This window comes from Burkholderia sp. L27(2015) (genome assembly GCF_009765705.1).
GTDB lineage: Bacteria > Pseudomonadota > Gammaproteobacteria > Burkholderiales > Burkholderiaceae > LMUX01.
In genome coordinates this window covers 34,716-50,281 of sequence record NZ_LMUX01000007.1, presented here as the reverse complement: position 1 = coordinate 50,281, position 15,566 = coordinate 34,716, and the positions used below count along the sequence as shown (strand labels likewise).

The window sequence follows — 15,566 nt, the reverse complement described above, 5'->3', positions numbered from 1 at the left end:
GTGAATGAGCGCTCGATGAAGGAGAAAGTCATGGACGAGAGCGTCACGAACGAGAGCGTCATCAGCGAGCGAATCAAGCGCGATAAAGCGCGTAGCCGCGTTGTGCCTTGCTTGTGTCGTCCGGTTTCAGCCCCGGAATTACCTGACGCAGCGCGTGTGCCAAGCTCAGCAATGCTTGCTCTGGACCGCCTTTGAGCTCGAGTTCGATTTCGCAGATCGGCACCGTATGGCGTTGCCCATCGCGCTCGACTTCGACCACGCCCCGATCCAGCGCGGCTTCGATCTGCGCGCCCTCGTGCAGCACATTCCACAACAAGCGCGTGAAATCCGTTCTGAACAGCGGTTGCAACGTGGGTACGGCCAGCTTAAGTATCAGCGCCGCCGGATGGGTTGCGCAGGCAGTTAGCAGCGGCGTCGGTTCGAGTTGGGCACCGGCAACGGGCATTTCCCACTCGTTACGGCTATGTAGACCCTCACGCGAGCCGCCGCCCGCTTTGAACGTTTGCAGCCACCCGTGCGGTGTGCGGCGCAGGCGCACCGCGCTTTTGACCTTGGCGAGCGCGCAGTCTGGCGTATCGAAATAGATGTTTTCCAGTGGAATCGAGGTGGGCTGCGCGCCGGCGCGTTGCGTCAGGAAGGCGATCGACGCGTCGACGTCAGCCTCCGGCAGCGCGAGTTTCATTTCCTGTTCGATCGCCATGACAGTTCCGATAAAAATGTGGCCGAAAGCGCTAGTCGAAAGCTGTGGCTGAAAAGGAGACCAATGCGCACCTCCCCAGTCGCGAACGACGGCCGTTCAGTGAAACATCTGCGCCAGTGCTTTACCCGGGTTTTCAGCGCGCATGAATGCCTCGCCGACCAGGAACGCATGCACGTCACGCGCGCGCACGCGCTCCACGTCCTCGCGGGTCAGTATGCCGGACTCCGTGACGACCATGCGATCGTCCGGAATGCGATCGAGCAGCTCGAAGGTGTTTTCCAGGCTGACTTCGAAGGTACGCAGATTGCGGTTATTGATGCCAATCAATGGCGTTTTCAAAGTCAGTGCCGCGTCGAGTTCGGCGCCGTCGTGGACTTCCACCAATACGGCCAGACCAAGCGAATGGGCCAGCGTTTCGAACTCCTGCATGGTCGACAGAGAGAGCGCTGCCGCGATCAGCAAGATGCAATCGGCGCCCATCGCTGCGGCTTCCACGATCTGATAACCATCGACCATGAAATCCTTGCGCAGCACCGGCAACGTGCAGGCGGCGCGAGCTTGCCGAAGATAGTCGGCGCTGCCTTGGAAAAATGGCGTATCAGTGAGCACCGACAAACAGGCTGCGCCGTGTTCAGCGTAGCTTGCGGCAATCTCGGCCGGGACGAAATGCTCGCGTATTACGCCTTTGGACGGACTCGCCTTTTTCACTTCGGCGATCACGGCGGCTTTGCCCTCGGCGACTTTGGCGCGCAGTGCGCCGACAAAATCGCGTTGATCGCGTTGGTCAAGGCAGCGTGCTCGCGCAGTTTCCAGCAGCGCGGGCAGCGGGGCTATGCGCTGAGCTGCCGCGACTTCTTCGTGCTTGACGCTAATGATGCGTTTGAGGATATCGCTCATGATGCAGGTGACTACCGTTTGAATTGTTGAGTAAAACGCACCAGCTCGTCCACCTTGGAGCGTGCCGCCCCGCTCGCGATGGCTTCACGCGAACGTTCTATCCCGACGCCGATAGAAGGCACCAGATCGGCAGCGTAGAGCGCGGCTCCCGCATTCAATGCGACAATTTCGCGCGCCACGCCAGGTTCGTTGTCGAGCGCGCCCAACAGCATCTTGCCCGATTCTGCGGCGTCGGCCACCTTGAGGGTGCGGTTGGACTGCATCTGCAGACCATAATCCTCAGGATGAATCTCGTACTCGCTCACCTGATCGTCGCGCAGCTCACCGACCAGCGTCGTGGCGCCCATCGACACTTCGTCCATGCCGTCCATGCCGTGTACTACCAGCACATGCTTGGCGCCCAGCCGCTGCATCACGCGCGCCTGAATGCCGACCAGATCGGGATGGAAGACGCCCATCAACTGATGGGGCGCGTTCGCCGGATTCGTCAGCGGACCGAGGATATTGAAAATGGTCCGCACGCCGAGTTCGCGTCGCACCGGCGCCACGTTTTTCATGGCCGGATGGTGATTGGGCGCGAACATGAAACCGATGCCGGTCGCCTCGATGCTCTGCGCGACTTGCTGCGCATCGAGCATGATATTGACGCCCAGCGCTTCGAGTACATCGGCGCTGCCCGATTTGCTCGAGACGCTGCGATTGCCATGCTTGGCAACCTTGGCGCCGGCCGCCGCACACACGAAAGTGCTGGCGGTGGAAATGTTGAACGTATTGGAGCCGTCGCCGCCGGTTCCGACAATATCGACGAAATGCGAGCGGTCGGGTACCTCGACATGCGTGGCAAATTCGCGCATCACCGTGGCGGCCGCTGCAATTTCGCCGATGGTTTCTTTTTTGACGCGCAGCCCGGTGAGGATCGCGGCGGTCATGATGGGCGAGATTTCGCCGCGCATGATCAGACGCATCAGGTGCAGCATTTCGTCGTGAAAAATCTCACGGTGTTCGATGGTGCGTTGCAGGGCTTCCTGCGGAGTAATCGGCATGGTCGATCCAGATCGAGTGGAGGCGGGTGCGCGGGGCAGCAGGCGGCGGGTGGTAGCTACCCGCCCGCCCGCTGGACTCAAGCGCGCTTGCCTCGGATGAAGTTTTCCAGCAGCGCGTGGCCGTGCTCGGACAGTATCGATTCGGGGTGAAATTGCACCCCTTCGATGTCGTATTCCTTGTGACGCACGCCCATGATTTCGCCGTCCTCGGTCCATGCCGAAATTTCCAGGCAAGCCGGCAAGGTAGCGCGTTCGATCGCCAGCGAGTGGTAACGCGTCACTGTGAACTGTTCGGGCAGGTCGCTGAACACACCGCGCCCGTCGGTTTTGATCATGCTGGTTTTGCCGTGCATGATGGTTTGCGCGCGAATCACGCGGCCGCCAAATGCCTCGCCGATCGCCTGATGCCCCAGGCATACGCCGAGTATCGGTAATTGTCCGGCAAAGCGCTCGAGCACCGACAAGGTAATGCCGGCGTGGGCCGGGTTGCTGGGGCCGGGCGACAGGCAGATGCGTTCCGGTTTGAGCGCGGCAATTTCGTCCAGCGTAATCTCGTCGTTGCGCATGGTCTGCACTTCTTCGCCGAGTTCGCCGAAGTACTGCACGAGGTTGTAGGTGAACGAATCGTAGTTGTCGATCATCAGCAGCATGGTCAAAACTCCTCCGTGCCACGGTCGAGACCGTCTTGCACCTGTTCTGCCGCGCGCAATACCGCGCGGGCCTTGTTTTCAGTTTCTTGCCATTCGCTCTCAGGGACCGAATCGGCAACGATGCCCGCGGCCGCCTGCACATAAAGGTTGCCGCCGTGGATGATGCCGGTACGAATCGCGATCGCCAGATCCATTTCGCCGGAGAACGACAAGTAGCCGACGGCGCCGCCGTACAGGCCGCGCTTGACCGGCTCCAGTTCGTCGATCAGTTCCATCGCCCGTACCTTGGGCGCGCCCGACAGCGTGCCGGCCGGGAACGTGGCGCGCAACACGTCGAGGTTGCTGATGCCTTCTTTCAGATGGCCCTCGACCGAGCTGACGATGTGTTGCACATGCGAATATTTTTCGATCGCCATCTGATCGGTCACGACGACCGAGCCGATCTTCGCGATGCGACCCACGTCGTTGCGAGCCAGGTCGATCAGCATCACGTGCTCGGCAATTTCCTTGGGGTCGTGCAGCAGTTCGACGGCCAGCTCGGCATCGCGTTCGGGCGTCGCGCCCCGCGGCCGGGTGCCGGCCAGCGGACGTATCGTGACGATGCGCTCGGTGCCGTGTTCGGTGCTACGTTTTTCCTGACGCACCAGGATCTCCGGCGAGGAGCCCACCACCTGAAAATCGCCGAAATTGTAGAAATACATGTACGGCGACGGGTTCAGCGAGCGCAGTGCTCGGTACAGCGAAAGCGGGTTATCGCGGAACGGCTTGATCAGGCGCTGACCGATCTGCACCTGCATCAGCTCGCCGGCCGCGATGTTTTCCTTGGCTTTCAGGACTGCGCGGAAATAATCTTCGCGCGCGAATTCACGGTAGGTTTCGGTGCGCACGCTGGCCGACGTGACCGGCGGTTGCACGCTCGAGCGCAGGCGCGCGCGCAACTCGCGCAGGCGCTGGCGTCCACGTGTATACGCTTCGGGAGCGGTTGGGTCGACATAGACAATCAGGTAAAGCTTGCCGGCCAGATTGTCGATGACGGCCACCTCTTCGGTGAGCAGCAACTGGATATCGGGCAGGCCCAGATCGTCGGGAGGTGCGGTATCGGCCAGCTTCTTCTCAATGAACCGCACTGCATCGTAGCCGAAGTAACCGGCTAGCCCCCCCGAGAAACGAGGCAAACCGGGGCGTTGGGCCACTTTGAAACGCGCCTGGAATTGGCCGATGAAATCGAGCGGATCGCCCTGATGCGTTTCGGTCACCACGCCGTCTTGCAGCACTTCGCAGCGTTGGCCGCTGGCGCGTATCAGTGTGCGCGCGGGCAGGCCGATGAACGAGTAGCGGCCGAAGCGTTCGCCGCCGACCACCGATTCCAGCAAAAAGGAATTGGCGCCGTTGCGCTCGGCCTGGGCCAGCTTCAGATACAGGGATAGCGGCGTTTCGAGGTCGGCGAGCGCTTCCGCAATCAACGGAATGCGGTTGTAGCCTTCGGCGGCCAGCGATTGAAATTCGAGTTCGGTCATTTACTGTTCCTGTTGCGTCACGTGACCTGCATGCCTGCAGTATGGCGCTCGATCGGCGCGGTGCAGGGCATTAGGATACACGGACGGCGTGCCGCGCCCTCAACTCGCAACGGCTGCGGCCCTTTATCGGAAGCCATGCAGCTCGCGTGCAGCTCGGAAAACCCATGTTCACCGGTGCTCGCGGATGCTCGAAATCGAGAATCGGATACGGCACCGACGGGGTTACCTGCGGGAAGAGGATTACTGCGGCGTAATAAAAAACGGATGCTGAAGACGCGCTTCAGCGGCTACCAGGTGAGTATCACCAAGACCAGCGACGCCAAGGCCATGCGCCCCGGTCGATGCTGTCCAGACTCCGTTTTTTATTCAGAAACATACGCTATGAGGTCAATTGAGGTGATCGGGATGCGAGCAACGAGGCTCGCATCGGCGTCGAACTTAATTTTACTAACCGAAGTTTAGGAATTTAAGTCCGCGAATTTAACTCTATTTACTTTAATTTAACCACGCCGAAGAATCAAACACGCAGCGCGATATAGATTTTCGACTATACCATCGGCCGGGATTGTTTGCACCGGTTGGCCATGGTTATATCCGTATGGCACCGCGAGCGACCAGAGCCCCGCCGCGCGCGCCGCGAGCGCATCGTTTTCCGAATCGCCGATGGCGACGGCATGCGCGGTTGTCACGCCGAGCGCTTTGCAGGCCTCGACCATCGGCATCGGGTCAGGCTTTTTGCGAGGCCAGGTATCGCCACCGTAGACCAGCGTGAAATAGTCGAGCAATTCGTAGTGGCGCAGCAGCTCGATGGCGAACCGGTGCGGTTTGTTGGTGATGCAGGCGAGCTTGATGCCTGCGTCGCGCAAGGCAATCAGGCCACGCTCCACTTCGGGGTAGAGCGCCGACTGCTGGCCGTTGATGCGCGCATATTCGGCTTGATAGAGCTCGTACGCGTGTTCGAATAAGGCAGCCGCACGCGGCGCGTCGTAGCGGGGAGCGAGCACCGAGCTGATCAGGTTCTCGGAGCCCTTGCCGATATAGCGCAATACTTCGGCGTGCTCGATCGAGGGCGCGCCGATCTCACGCAGCATGGCGTTGAGCGCGGCGGTGAAATCGAGTGCGGTGTCGACCATCGTACCGTCGAGGTCGATCAGCGCAGCGTGGATATCCGCGTCGAATGCGATGCTGTAGGTCGTGCTTTGCAGCGGGGCAATAGCTTTCAGGGGTGTGCTCATCGTGCGGCCACGCTCGCAAGCGCTGCGCGCATTTCATCAATCACCGTCTTGTAGTCGGGTTTGCCGAAGATCGCGGAGCCGGCGACGAAGGTGTCTGCGCCAGCCGCGGCGATTTCCGCGATGTTCTCGGCTTTTACGCCGCCGTCCACTTCCAGACGGATTTCCCGGCCGGTGCGCATGGTGTAGGCGTCGATGCGGGCCCTCACCAGACGTAGCTTATTGAGTGTTTCCGGGATGAACGACTGGCCGCCGAAGCCCGGGTTCACGGACATCAGCAGGATCAGGTCGAGCCGGTCCATGACATGATCGAGATGATCGAGCGCCGTGGCCGGATTGAGCACCAGGCCCGCTTCGCAACCGTTGTCGCGAATCAGTGACAGGGTGCGATCGACGTGGTCCGAAGCTTCCGGATGAAAACTGATGGTATGAGCGCCGGCTTTGGCGAAATCCGGCACGATGCGATCGACCGGGCGTACCATCAGGTGGACATCGATCGGGACATCGACGTACGGGCGGATAGCCTCGCATACCATCGGGCCCATCGTCAGGTTGGGCACATAGTGGTTGTCCATCACGTCGAAATGGATCCAGTCGGCGCCCGCTGCTACGACATTGCGGACTTCTTCTCCGAGCCGCGCGAAATCGGCGGACAGAATGGATGGGGCGATGCGATATTGCGTCATGGTGGGCGGGGAGGAAAGCGAAAACGCTATTTTACTCCGCGCGTCGCCGATTCCGCGCGCCACCGATTGCGCTCGGACGATGCCCGCTCCTGGGCCCCTGCAGAATCGGCGCTTTCCCGACGACGCAGCTTGCGGCGCGAGGCGCGATCAAGCAGAATGCATTTTGGGTTCGCGGCACAGGCTGCGGGCTTCGGCTGCGCGGTTCGGCTGCGGGGTTCAACTGCCGGGTTCAACTGCCGGGTTCAACTGCGATAAGCGCAGCCACCTAGCGCGCAATGCGCCGCGTCTCTTTTCGGAAATATGATGAGCCAGTACGAACTCAATGTAACGGTGCTTACGCGCTATCTCCCGGAGCAGTCCAACCCGGAGCAGCACCAGTATGCGTTTGCCTACACGATTACGATACGGAACAGCGGCACGGTTCCGGCCCAACTGATTGCGCGGCATTGGGTCATCACCGATAGCGAAAGCCATGTCCAGGAGGTGAAGGGTTTGGGCGTGGTGGGTCATCAGCCGCTGCTCGCTGCCGGCGAACAATTCGAATATACGAGTTGGGCCGTGATCGCAACGCCGGTCGGTTCAATGCGGGGCGAGTTTTTCTGCGTCGCTGAGGATGGCGAGCGTTTCGACGCGCCGGTGCCGGAGTTTTCCCTGCAGATGCCGCGTACGCTTCATTGATGCTTCTTTAGCTTCAGCGCTTGCGATGTTCGGTTCGGCAGCGGTGCTGCCCAGCGGGGCTACGTTTCTTCTTGCTCCGGCGGCCGCCCACAATAATGCAGCCCAGTATGACCGCTGCCACCAGCGCCTCGGGCAATAACAGCAGAACAGGATATTGATCGATGAGTTCAGCCATGCCACTTTTTGTCGGGACTCGCGGTTTTCGGGGTTGGGCAAAGAGCTTGGGTGCGCTGATGCTGGCCTTGTTGCTGGCATCGTGTGCAACACGGGGGCCGTCGCCCGTGGCGAGCAATAACGGATCGTACGGCACGCCGGGCCGGGCCGGGCTCGCCTCGTCCCGGCTGACCCAGGTCTCGTGGCAGCAGGTCGAAGGTTGGCAGGACGACTCCTTGATCGGCGCGGCGGCGGCGTTGCGGGCCAATTGTAGCAAGTTGGCGCGTCAAGCCGATTGGGCGCGCGCATGTGCTGCTGCTGTGCAGATCGATGAGCTCGACCCTTCGTCGGCGCGTACATTCTTCGAAAGCTATTTCACGCCCTATCAACTCGCCAACAACGATGGCACGGTGCAGGGTTTGGTGACAGGCTATTACGAGCCGGAATTGCACGGTTCGCGGGTGCGGCATGCGCCCTATCTTTATCCACTGTATCGCTGGCCGGCCGGTTATGCGCGCGGCGCAACACTGCCCGAACGAGGACGACTCGTGCAAAGCGGCGTGTTGGGCGGCTCCGAGCTGGTTTATGTGGACGATCCCATCGAGGCGTTCTTCCTGCAGGTGCAGGGTTCGGGCCAGATCCTGTTGGATGATGGTTCGGTGATGCGGGTAGGGTTCGGCGGGACGAATAATCAGCCTTACAAATCGATCGGCAGCTGGCTGATCGAGCATCGCGAATTGGCGCCCGCACAGGCGTCGATGCAAGGTATCAAAGGGTGGGCGCGCGACCATCCGGGGCAGGTCGAGGCTTTGCTGGACGTGGATCCACGCTTTGTCTTTTTCAAGGAAATGCCCGGCGGCGGCGCGGGGTCTTTGACGGGCGCCGATGGGCCGATCGGTGCGCTCGGCGTGCCGCTTACGCCGGAACGCTCGATTGCGGTCGATCCGAGCGCGATTCCGCTGGGCCTGCCGGTGTTTCTCGCCACCACGCGACCGCTGACGAACTCGCCCATGAACCAGTTGGTTTTCGCGCAGGATGTCGGTAGTGCGATTCGCGGCGGTGTGCGTGCCGACTTTTTCTGGGGCCTGGGCGACGCCGCGGGCGATCTGGCGGGCAAGATGAAGCAAGCGGGGCGGATGTGGCTGTTGCTGCCCAATATGTAAGCTGCGATATAACCGGCGATATAACCCGCCGGTTGATATTCTCCGCCGATGCTACCCGCAGTATGAGGCCCGCTGTAATTGCCCCAGACGGACCCGCCGCGCGGCTTCGCGCGCGTGCTTACTTGCGCTGGTCGACCACTCGGCGAGCCTTGCCCACCGAACGTTCAATCCCGTTGACCGCCTTGATCTCGATTTGCGCCGTGATTCCAATAAACACCTTGATGTCATAGGCGAGTGCGTCAGCCGCGCTTCGCAGTGCCGCGGTATCGAGCGCGCTTTCGGGCGCCGGTTCGACATGCACGGCAATGCAGTCCATCGGGCCTTGCTTGGTCAAGACGATCTGGTAGTGAGGCGCCAGCATCGGTTGCTTGAACAGCAATTCTTCGATTTGCGATGGGAATACATTGACCCCGCGAATGATCATCATGTCGTCGCTGCGGCCCGTGATTTTTTCCATACGCCGCATGGTCCGCGCCGATCCCGGCAGCAGGCGGGTCAGATCGCGGGTCCGGTAGCGAATGATAGGGAGCGCCTCCTTGGTCAGCGAGGTAAATACGAGCTCGCCGAATTCCCCATCGGGCAGCACCGCGCCGGTGACGGGATCGATGATTTCCGGATAGAAATGATCTTCCCAGATGGTCGGACCGTCTTTGGTCTCGACGCACTCCGAGGCCACGCCCGGACCCATCACTTCGGAAAGACCGTAGATGTCGACTGCGTCGATATGCATGCGCGCTTCGAGCGCCGAGCGCATATCGTTGGTCCAGGGTTCGGCACCGAAGATACCGGTACGCAGCGATGATTGCGTGGGATCCAGGCCTTGTCGTTCGAACTCGTCCGCGATCGACAGCATGTAGCTGGGCGTGACCATGATGATGTCCGGCTTGAAATCCTGGATCAACTGGACTTGTCGTTCAGTCTGGCCGCCGCCGAACGGTATCACCGTGAGTCCGGCGCGCTCGGCGCCATAGTGCGCGCCCAAACCGCCGGTAAATAAGCCGTAGCCATAGCTCACATGGACTTTGTCGCCGCGCCGGGCGCCTGCTGCGCGGATCGAACGCGCCACCAGGTTGGCCCAGGTGTCGATGTCGTTCGCGGTGTAGCCGACCACAGTCGGTTTGCCGGTGGTGCCGGACGAAGCGTGGATGCGCGAAACCTGGTCCATCGGTACGGCGAACATGCCGAACGGGTAGTTGTCGCGCAGATCGTGCTTGACCGTAAACGGAAAGCGCGCCAGATCCGACAGATCTTTAAGCTCGGACGGATGGACCCCGGCGTCGTCGAATTTTTTTCGATAGACCGGCGAATTTTGATACGCGTGATTAAGCGTAGCCGCAAGCCGCGTAAATTGCAGCGCTCGCAGTTCGTCCTGGCTGGCCGTTTCGATCGGCTCGAGCACCAACCCCTGTTCGTTGCGTTTGCTCGCGACGCGCTCCATGTTCATCTCCTGAATAGTTATTCTGCGATAGGGGCCACGTTGCCCCGTATCTGGGTCGACTTGCCTCTGAAGAGGGCGACCACTTTAGCGGCACGGTTGGTCACACGAATGTCGTAGACGCCGTGGCGCCCGCTTAGCGTCTGTTCAGTGGCTTCCGCTGTCAGGTGATCGTCGAAGCTGACCGGCTGCATGAACTCAATCGTGCAGCCGGCCGCGACCGTATTGATGTTGTAGCTATTGCAGGCAAATGCGAAGGTCGAATCGCACAGCGTAAATATCATGCCGCCGTGGCAGATCTGGTGGCCGTTGAGCATGTCCTGGCGCACCACCATCGACATGCGCGCATAGCCGGGACGTACCGCTTCAAGCACGATGCCCAGCGCTTTGGTGGCATGGTCGTTTTCGTACATGGCTTGTGCAGCGGCGTCCGCAAGTTCTTGTGGTGTCATGGTTGGAAGGGGTAGGTCGGTCGGGTCTGTGGTGAAGGAGGGTTAGACAAGCGCACGCGGCGAGCACACGTTAGCGTGCAAGCCGGCGTGGCTTCAGCGCCCGGTGAAGCGCGGCGCGCGCTTGTTCTGGAATGCCTCGACGCCTTCGCGGTAATCATCGCTGCGGCTGAGCTCGCTTTGCAGTCGGGCTTCCAGGTCGAGCGTGAGTTCGAGCGACTGGTTTGCACTCGCACGCAACGCCTGTTTGATCGCCGCAATCGCGCGCGTGGGCGCAGCGGCCAACTGCGTGGCGAGTTGCTGCGCTTGTTCCTGCAGGGTCTCGGCTTCGACTGCGCGCCAAATCAAACCCCATTGCTCAGCCTGCTCGCCACTGATCGGCTCACCGGTCATCGCCAAACCCAAGGCGCGCGCAATACCGACGCGCCGCGGCAGTTGCCAGGAGCCCCCGGCATCCGGGAGCAAGCCGATTTTGACGAACGCCTGGATGAACTTGGCCGAACGCGCTGCAAGCACCAGGTCGCAGGCGAGCGCCAGGTTCACGCCGGCACCGGCCGCCGTGCCGTTGACGGCCGCGATCACGGGTAGCGGTAACGCTTGCAAGCGCAGGATCAGCGGATTGTAGTATTCGGTGAGCAGGTCGCCCGGGTCGACTGGCGTCGCGGTATCGAGATCGAGGTCCGACAGGTCTTGACCCGCGCAGAAGCCTCGTCCGGCGCCGGTGATGATCAACGCGCGAGCGCCCGATGCCTCGACCCGATCGAGCGCATCGCGTAGTTCGATATGCATCTGGCGGGTGATGCTATTTAAACGATCCGGACGGTTCAACGTCAGGACTGCCACCTGCGTGGCTGCATCGTAATCGAGCAGGACAGCGGGGGTGCTCATAGTGGGGTCTCCTCCACGATATTATTTTGGAGCGCGTTTTTTTAACGCGCTTTCGACGCCCTGGACGTGCTCGTCAGATGCGCTCAATCGCAATCGCGATGCCTTGTCCCACGCCGATGCACATCGTGCACAGGGCGTAGCGACCATTGACACGTTCGAGTTCGCATAATGCGGTGGTGATCAGGCGAGCACCCGAAGCACCCAGCGGATGGCCCAGCGCAATGGCGCCGCCATTCGGGTTGACGCGTGGGTCGTCGTCCGGGATGCCGAGCAGACGCAATACCGCCAAGCCTTGAGCTGCAAACGCTTCGTTGAGTTCAATCACATCGAACTGATCGAGCGTGAGGCCGAGTTGAGCGAGCAGTTTTTGGGTCGCCGGTGCGGGGCCGATGCCCATGATGCGCGGGGGGACGCCGGCCGTGGCCATGCCCAGAATGCGCGCGCGCGGTGTCAGGCCATACTGTTTGACCGCGGCTTCCCCGGCGATCAGCAGGGCGCATGCACCGTCATTGACGCCGGACGCATTGCCGGCCGTCACGGAGCCGTCGGGACGTACCACGCCTTTGAGGCGTGCCAGCGATTCAAGGCTGGTTTCCCGGGGATGCTCGTCTCGCACTACGCTGACGAACTCGCCCTTTTTCTGCGGAATCTGCACCGGCGTGATTTCGCGAGAGAAGATGCCTTCGGCCTGCGCGCGCGCGGCGCGCTGCTGGCTGCGCATCGCCATGGTGTCTTGGTCGGCGCGGCTGATGTTGAAGTCGGTGGCTACGTTCTCAGCCGTTTCCGGCATCGAATCGACGCCATATTGCTGTTTCATCAGTCGGTTGACGAAACGCCAGCCTATCGTCGTGTCGAAAATTTCGGCTGTACGCGAAAATGCCGTATTGGCCTTGCCCATCACGAACGGTGCGCGCGTCATGCTTTCCACGCCACCCGCAATCATCAGCCGCGCTTCGCCGGCCTTGATGGCCCGCGCGGCGCTGCCCACGGCATCCATGCCTGAACCGCACAGCCGGTTGATCGTGGCGCCCGGCACTTCGACCGGCAAGCCTGCCAACAGCGCGGACATGCGCGCGACGTTGCGATTGTCTTCGCCAGCCTGGTTGGCGCAGCCGTACAGCACGTCGTCGACGGCGCGCCAGTCGACCTTCGGGTTGCGGGCCATCAATGCCTTGATCGGCACGGCGCCAAGGTCGTCGGTGCGCACATCTTTCAGGATGCCGCCGTAACGGCCGATCGGCGTGCGAATTGCGTCACAAATAAAAGCCTGCGTCATGAGCATGTTCCATCAAACGAATCGGTTAAGGCAAGGCGATGGCGGCGTGCGGGCGTGTGTGCGCGTCTGCCCGTGTGCTTTACGCTGCTGCCGCTGGTTGCGCGTGCGGCGCGACGTGAACCCTGCTCTGAATCACGCGGAAGCGGTTCACGACGAATGCCGGGTCGGTCAGCGCAGCGTTAGCCGCCGGATTTGCTCCTGTGCCGTGAAAATCGGAAAACGCGGCGGACTGATTGACAAATACCGCGCCTGTCAGATTGATTGAAAGCGCTACGCCGCCGACCAACGAAGCTTCATGCGCGGCGCTCAACACCTTCTCATCCGTACTATAAACCGAGAGCGTTAGCGCGCCGTGAGTAGCCGCAATATTGCCTGCCAGCGCGAGCGCCGCGTCGGTGGAATCGGTTGCGATGACGAAGGCGATCGGGCCGAACCACTCGCCGGTCAGTTTCTCGCTGTCGCGCGCGGTATCGAGTTTGATTAATAGCGGCGTGTGCACTCGTGCATTGGGGAATGCCGGATGCGTCAGTTGCTGGCTATCGAGCAGAACCTGACCCAGGCTACGTGCGCGTTCGATGCGTTCGACCACTTGCGTGCTCTGGATCGCGCCGATCAGGTCGACCGCACGGGCCGGGTCGGAGGTCAGCTTTTGCACCGCGTCGGCAATCGCTAGTGCGACGGTATCGAAATCGACCGTGCCTTCGGCAGTGCGAATTCCGCCACGCGGCACGTAGATGTTTTGCGGCGCCGTGCACATCTGGCCGGAGTATAAAGCCAGCGAAAACGCAATATTGCGTACGGCTGACTTGAGGTCGTCCACCGAATCGATCACGATCTGGTTGACGCCGGATTTTTCGGTATAGACCTGGGCCTGGTGTGCGTTGCGTTCCAGCCAGTCGCCGTTGGCGGTGCTGCCCGTGAAGTCGATCAGCTTGACGTCCGAACGCTGGGCCAGCGCTTGGACGATCGCGCCATCGTCAGGATTGGTCGCGAACAAGGTCACGACATTGGGATCGAAGCCTGCCTCTTTGAGTACTTCGCGCGCGATGCGCACGGTGATGGCCAGCGGCAGGATCGCGCCCGGATGCGGTTTGACAACGACCGTGTTGCCAGTCGCGAGATCGGCGAAGAGGCCGGGATAGCCGTTCCAGGTCGGGAAAGTGCTGCAGCCGATCACCAAGCCGGCGCCGCGGGGCACCACGGTAAATACCTTGCGCATCGCCAACGGCGGATTTTTGCCTTGCGGCTTTTCCCAATGGGCCGTCTGCGGGACACGACTCAACTCCTGCCAGGCGTAGGCGACAGCTTCCAATGCGCGGTCCTGGGCATGCGGGCCGCCAGCCTGAAACGCCATCATGAAGGCTTGGCCCGTGGTGTGCATCACGCTGTGGGCGATTTCGAAGCTGGCTTTGTTAAGCCGCGCCAGGATTTCCAGACATACGCCGACCCATGCCTGCGCTCCAGCCTTGCGCCATTGCACGCCGGCTTTCGCAGAGGCGGCAAAAAGCGCCTCGGGGTCGGCTGCGGGATACGTTATGCCGAGTTCGATGCCGAACGGCGATTTTTCCGCGCCGACCGTCTTGCCTGTGCTCGGCTGGTCCAATTCGAACCGCCGGTTCAAGTGAGCATTGAATGCCGCTTCACCATCGGTGGCCGCCGTTTCGCCGTACACTTTCGGACTGGGCATTTCGCTGAACGGACTCCAGTAGCCGCGCGTCGCGATGGCTTCGGTGGCTTTGGCGAGGGTAGTTTGATGCTTGTCAAAGAAAGGATGTGTCATGGGCGGCAGAGGTAAGAGCGGCAAAGGGCAGATGGAGGCTAAAGGACGGGTTATGTAGTCTTGGTCCAGCGCTATTCGCGCAGCGTAGTGATACCGTAACGAGGCTTCGATAAATTAACCGACCGGTTGGTTGGTTAATGTTAGCATCAAATTTCTACGACGAGCAATCTTTTCGTGCCTGGGCACAGGCGATCGCATCGTCCAATCACTAGGAGGCGGCATGGCATACGAAAATATATTGGTGGAAGTGCGTGGGCGGGTCGGTTTGGTGACGCTTCACCGTCCTAAAGCGCTCAATGCATTGAACGACGCATTAATGGATGAACTGGGCGCGGCATTGCGCACATTCGATGCGGATGAGGCGGTCGGTGTGATCGTGTTGACGGGCAGCGAGAAGGCATTCGCGGCGGGTGCGGACATCGGCATGATGGCGAGCTATAGCTACATGGACGTCTATAAGGGCGATTACATCACGCGCAATTGGGAGGCGGTGCGTTCGATCCGCAAGCCCATCATCGCTGCAGTGGCGGGGTTTGCGCTGGGCGGGGGCTGTGAACTCGCGATGATGTGCGACATCATCATTGCCGCCGATACCGCCAAGTTCGGCCAGCCCGAAATCAAACTGGGCGTTATTCCGGGTGCCGGTGGGACGCAGCGCCTGCCGCGCGCCGTCTCCAAGGCCAAAGCCATGGACTTGTGCCTGACCGGGCGCATGATGGATGCGGCCGAAGCCGAGCGCGCCGGGCTGGTGTCGCGTGTGGTGCCGGCCGACGTGTTGCTTGCCGAAGCGCTGGCCGCAGCGAATCAAATTGCCGAGTTCTCTTTGCCGGCGGTGATGATGGCGAAGGAATCGGTTAACCGCGCGTATGAAACGACGCTTGCGGAAGGCATCACTTTCGAGCGTCGCGTGTTCCATTCGTTGTTTGCGACCGAAGATCAAAAAGAAGGTATGGCGGCATTTCTCGAGAAGCGTAAACCGGTCTTCAAGCATCGATAAGTGTCGTGTGACAGCAGTATGA

The 15,566-nt window shown here is 61.0% G+C and carries 16 protein-coding genes; 3 read left to right on the top strand and 13 right to left on the bottom strand.

What is annotated here, in order from left to right; translation table 11 throughout:
- Positions 1-73 precede the first annotated feature (73 nt).
- From GSQ77_RS02085 to rpe, 7 genes are all read right to left on the bottom strand, one after another.
- Positions 74-700, bottom strand: coding sequence for a CYTH domain-containing protein (locus GSQ77_RS02085; protein WP_158898555.1), 627 nt, complete (start codon positions 698-700; stop codon positions 74-76).
- Positions 701-796: 96 nt separating this feature from the next.
- A complete protein-coding gene (gene trpC, locus GSQ77_RS02080; RefSeq protein ID WP_158898553.1) occupies positions 797-1,597 on the bottom strand; it encodes an indole-3-glycerol phosphate synthase TrpC in 801 nt (266 codons plus the stop codon).
- 11 nt (positions 1,598-1,608) lie between these two features.
- A complete protein-coding gene (gene trpD / locus GSQ77_RS02075; RefSeq protein ID WP_158898551.1) occupies positions 1,609-2,640 on the bottom strand; it encodes an anthranilate phosphoribosyltransferase in 1,032 nt (343 codons plus the stop codon).
- A gap of 77 nt (positions 2,641-2,717) precedes the next feature.
- The gene (locus GSQ77_RS02070) at positions 2,718-3,290 is read right to left on the bottom strand and encodes an aminodeoxychorismate/anthranilate synthase component II (RefSeq protein WP_158898549.1); all 573 of its coding nucleotides are present in this window, start codon (positions 3,288-3,290) and stop codon (positions 2,718-2,720) included.
- Between the two features lie 2 nt (positions 3,291-3,292).
- Positions 3,293-4,807, bottom strand: a complete 1,515-nt coding sequence (gene trpE, locus GSQ77_RS02065) for an anthranilate synthase component I (RefSeq protein ID WP_158898547.1) — start codon at positions 4,805-4,807, stop codon at positions 3,293-3,295.
- A 500-nt stretch (positions 4,808-5,307) separates the two neighbouring features.
- A complete protein-coding gene (locus GSQ77_RS02060; protein WP_158898545.1) occupies positions 5,308-6,042 on the bottom strand; it encodes a phosphoglycolate phosphatase in 735 nt (244 codons plus the stop codon).
- Positions 6,039-6,725: a ribulose-phosphate 3-epimerase gene (gene rpe, locus GSQ77_RS02055; RefSeq protein WP_158898543.1), complete on the bottom strand. Its 687-nt coding sequence runs from the start codon at positions 6,723-6,725 to the stop codon at positions 6,039-6,041. The genes GSQ77_RS02060 and rpe overlap by 4 nt, the downstream gene beginning before the upstream one ends.
- Positions 6,726-7,028: 303 nt before the next feature.
- On the opposite strand from rpe, the gene apaG reads away from it, so the two are divergent.
- A complete protein-coding gene (gene apaG, locus GSQ77_RS02050) occupies positions 7,029-7,403 on the top strand; it encodes a Co2+/Mg2+ efflux protein ApaG (protein ID WP_158898541.1) in 375 nt (124 codons plus the stop codon).
- 13 nt (positions 7,404-7,416) lie between these two features.
- Here apaG and GSQ77_RS02045 read toward each other — a convergent pair whose 3' ends face one another.
- Positions 7,417-7,578 carry a hypothetical protein gene (locus tag GSQ77_RS02045; RefSeq protein WP_158898539.1) on the bottom strand — a complete coding sequence of 54 codons (162 nt, stop codon included), beginning with the start codon at positions 7,576-7,578 and terminating at the stop codon, positions 7,417-7,419.
- Between GSQ77_RS02045 and GSQ77_RS02040 the strand changes: the two genes are divergently transcribed.
- Positions 7,577-8,719: a murein transglycosylase A gene (locus tag GSQ77_RS02040; RefSeq protein WP_174246380.1), complete on the top strand. Its 1,143-nt coding sequence runs from the start codon at positions 7,577-7,579 to the stop codon at positions 8,717-8,719. The genes GSQ77_RS02045 and GSQ77_RS02040 overlap by 2 nt on opposite strands.
- A gap of 118 nt (positions 8,720-8,837) precedes the next feature.
- Here the strand turns inward: GSQ77_RS02040 and paaK are convergent, their stop codons facing one another.
- The 5 genes from paaK to paaN form a co-directional block, all read right to left on the bottom strand.
- The gene (gene paaK / locus GSQ77_RS02035; RefSeq protein WP_158898535.1) at positions 8,838-10,157 is read right to left on the bottom strand and encodes a phenylacetate--CoA ligase PaaK; all 1,320 of its coding nucleotides are present in this window, start codon (positions 10,155-10,157) and stop codon (positions 8,838-8,840) included.
- A gap of 17 nt (positions 10,158-10,174) precedes the next feature.
- Positions 10,175-10,606, bottom strand: coding sequence for a hydroxyphenylacetyl-CoA thioesterase PaaI (gene paaI, locus GSQ77_RS02030; RefSeq protein WP_158898533.1), 432 nt, complete (start codon positions 10,604-10,606; stop codon positions 10,175-10,177).
- A 93-nt stretch (positions 10,607-10,699) separates the two neighbouring features.
- Complete coding sequence (gene paaG, locus GSQ77_RS02025; protein ID WP_158898531.1) at positions 10,700-11,491, bottom strand: 2-(1,2-epoxy-1,2-dihydrophenyl)acetyl-CoA isomerase PaaG; 792 nt, start codon at positions 11,489-11,491, stop codon at positions 10,700-10,702.
- A gap of 73 nt (positions 11,492-11,564) precedes the next feature.
- Positions 11,565-12,767, bottom strand: coding sequence for a 3-oxoadipyl-CoA thiolase (pcaF, locus tag GSQ77_RS02020; RefSeq protein WP_158898529.1), 1,203 nt, complete (start codon positions 12,765-12,767; stop codon positions 11,565-11,567).
- Positions 12,768-12,846: 79 nt separating this feature from the next.
- Positions 12,847-14,547: a phenylacetic acid degradation protein PaaN gene (paaN, locus tag GSQ77_RS02015; RefSeq protein WP_158898527.1), complete on the bottom strand. Its 1,701-nt coding sequence runs from the start codon at positions 14,545-14,547 to the stop codon at positions 12,847-12,849.
- A 220-nt stretch (positions 14,548-14,767) separates the two neighbouring features.
- On the opposite strand from paaN, the gene GSQ77_RS02010 reads away from it, so the two are divergent.
- Positions 14,768-15,544, top strand: coding sequence for an enoyl-CoA hydratase (locus GSQ77_RS02010; protein WP_158898525.1), 777 nt, complete (start codon positions 14,768-14,770; stop codon positions 15,542-15,544).
- The last annotated feature ends 22 nt before the right edge of the window (positions 15,545-15,566 follow it).

Bases quoted from the DNA above. Each gene is read 5' to 3' on its own strand.
- GSQ77_RS02060 (WP_158898545.1), bottom strand. From the start codon at position 6,042: ATGAGCACACCCCTGAAAGCTATTGCCCCGCTGCAAAGCACGACCTAC.
- rpe (WP_158898543.1), bottom strand. From the start codon at position 6,725: ATGACGCAATATCGCATCGCCCCATCCATTCTGTCCGCCGATTTCGCG.
- paaI (WP_158898533.1), bottom strand. From the start codon at position 10,606: ATGACACCACAAGAACTTGCGGACGCCGCTGCACAAGCCATGTACGAA.
- GSQ77_RS02010 (WP_158898525.1), top strand. From the start codon at position 14,768: ATGGCATACGAAAATATATTGGTGGAAGTGCGTGGGCGGGTCGGTTTG.
- trpD (WP_158898551.1), bottom strand. From the start codon at position 2,640: ATGCCGATTACTCCGCAGGAAGCCCTGCAACGCACCATCGAACACCGT.
- paaN (WP_158898527.1), bottom strand. From the start codon at position 14,547: ATGACACATCCTTTCTTTGACAAGCATCAAACTACCCTCGCCAAAGCC.
- paaG (WP_158898531.1), bottom strand. From the start codon at position 11,491: ATGAGCACCCCCGCTGTCCTGCTCGATTACGATGCAGCCACGCAGGTG.
- trpE (WP_158898547.1), bottom strand. From the start codon at position 4,807: ATGACCGAACTCGAATTTCAATCGCTGGCCGCCGAAGGCTACAACCGC.
- paaK (WP_158898535.1), bottom strand. From the start codon at position 10,157: ATGGAGCGCGTCGCGAGCAAACGCAACGAACAGGGGTTGGTGCTCGAG.
- apaG (WP_158898541.1), top strand. From the start codon at position 7,029: ATGAGCCAGTACGAACTCAATGTAACGGTGCTTACGCGCTATCTCCCG.
- GSQ77_RS02085 (WP_158898555.1), bottom strand. From the start codon at position 700: ATGGCGATCGAACAGGAAATGAAACTCGCGCTGCCGGAGGCTGACGTC.
- pcaF (WP_158898529.1), bottom strand. From the start codon at position 12,767: ATGACGCAGGCTTTTATTTGTGACGCAATTCGCACGCCGATCGGCCGT.
- GSQ77_RS02040 (WP_174246380.1), top strand. From the start codon at position 7,577: ATGCCACTTTTTGTCGGGACTCGCGGTTTTCGGGGTTGGGCAAAGAGC.
- GSQ77_RS02045 (WP_158898539.1), bottom strand. From the start codon at position 7,578: ATGGCTGAACTCATCGATCAATATCCTGTTCTGCTGTTATTGCCCGAG.
- GSQ77_RS02070 (WP_158898549.1), bottom strand. From the start codon at position 3,290: ATGCTGCTGATGATCGACAACTACGATTCGTTCACCTACAACCTCGTG.
- trpC (WP_158898553.1), bottom strand. From the start codon at position 1,597: ATGAGCGATATCCTCAAACGCATCATTAGCGTCAAGCACGAAGAAGTC.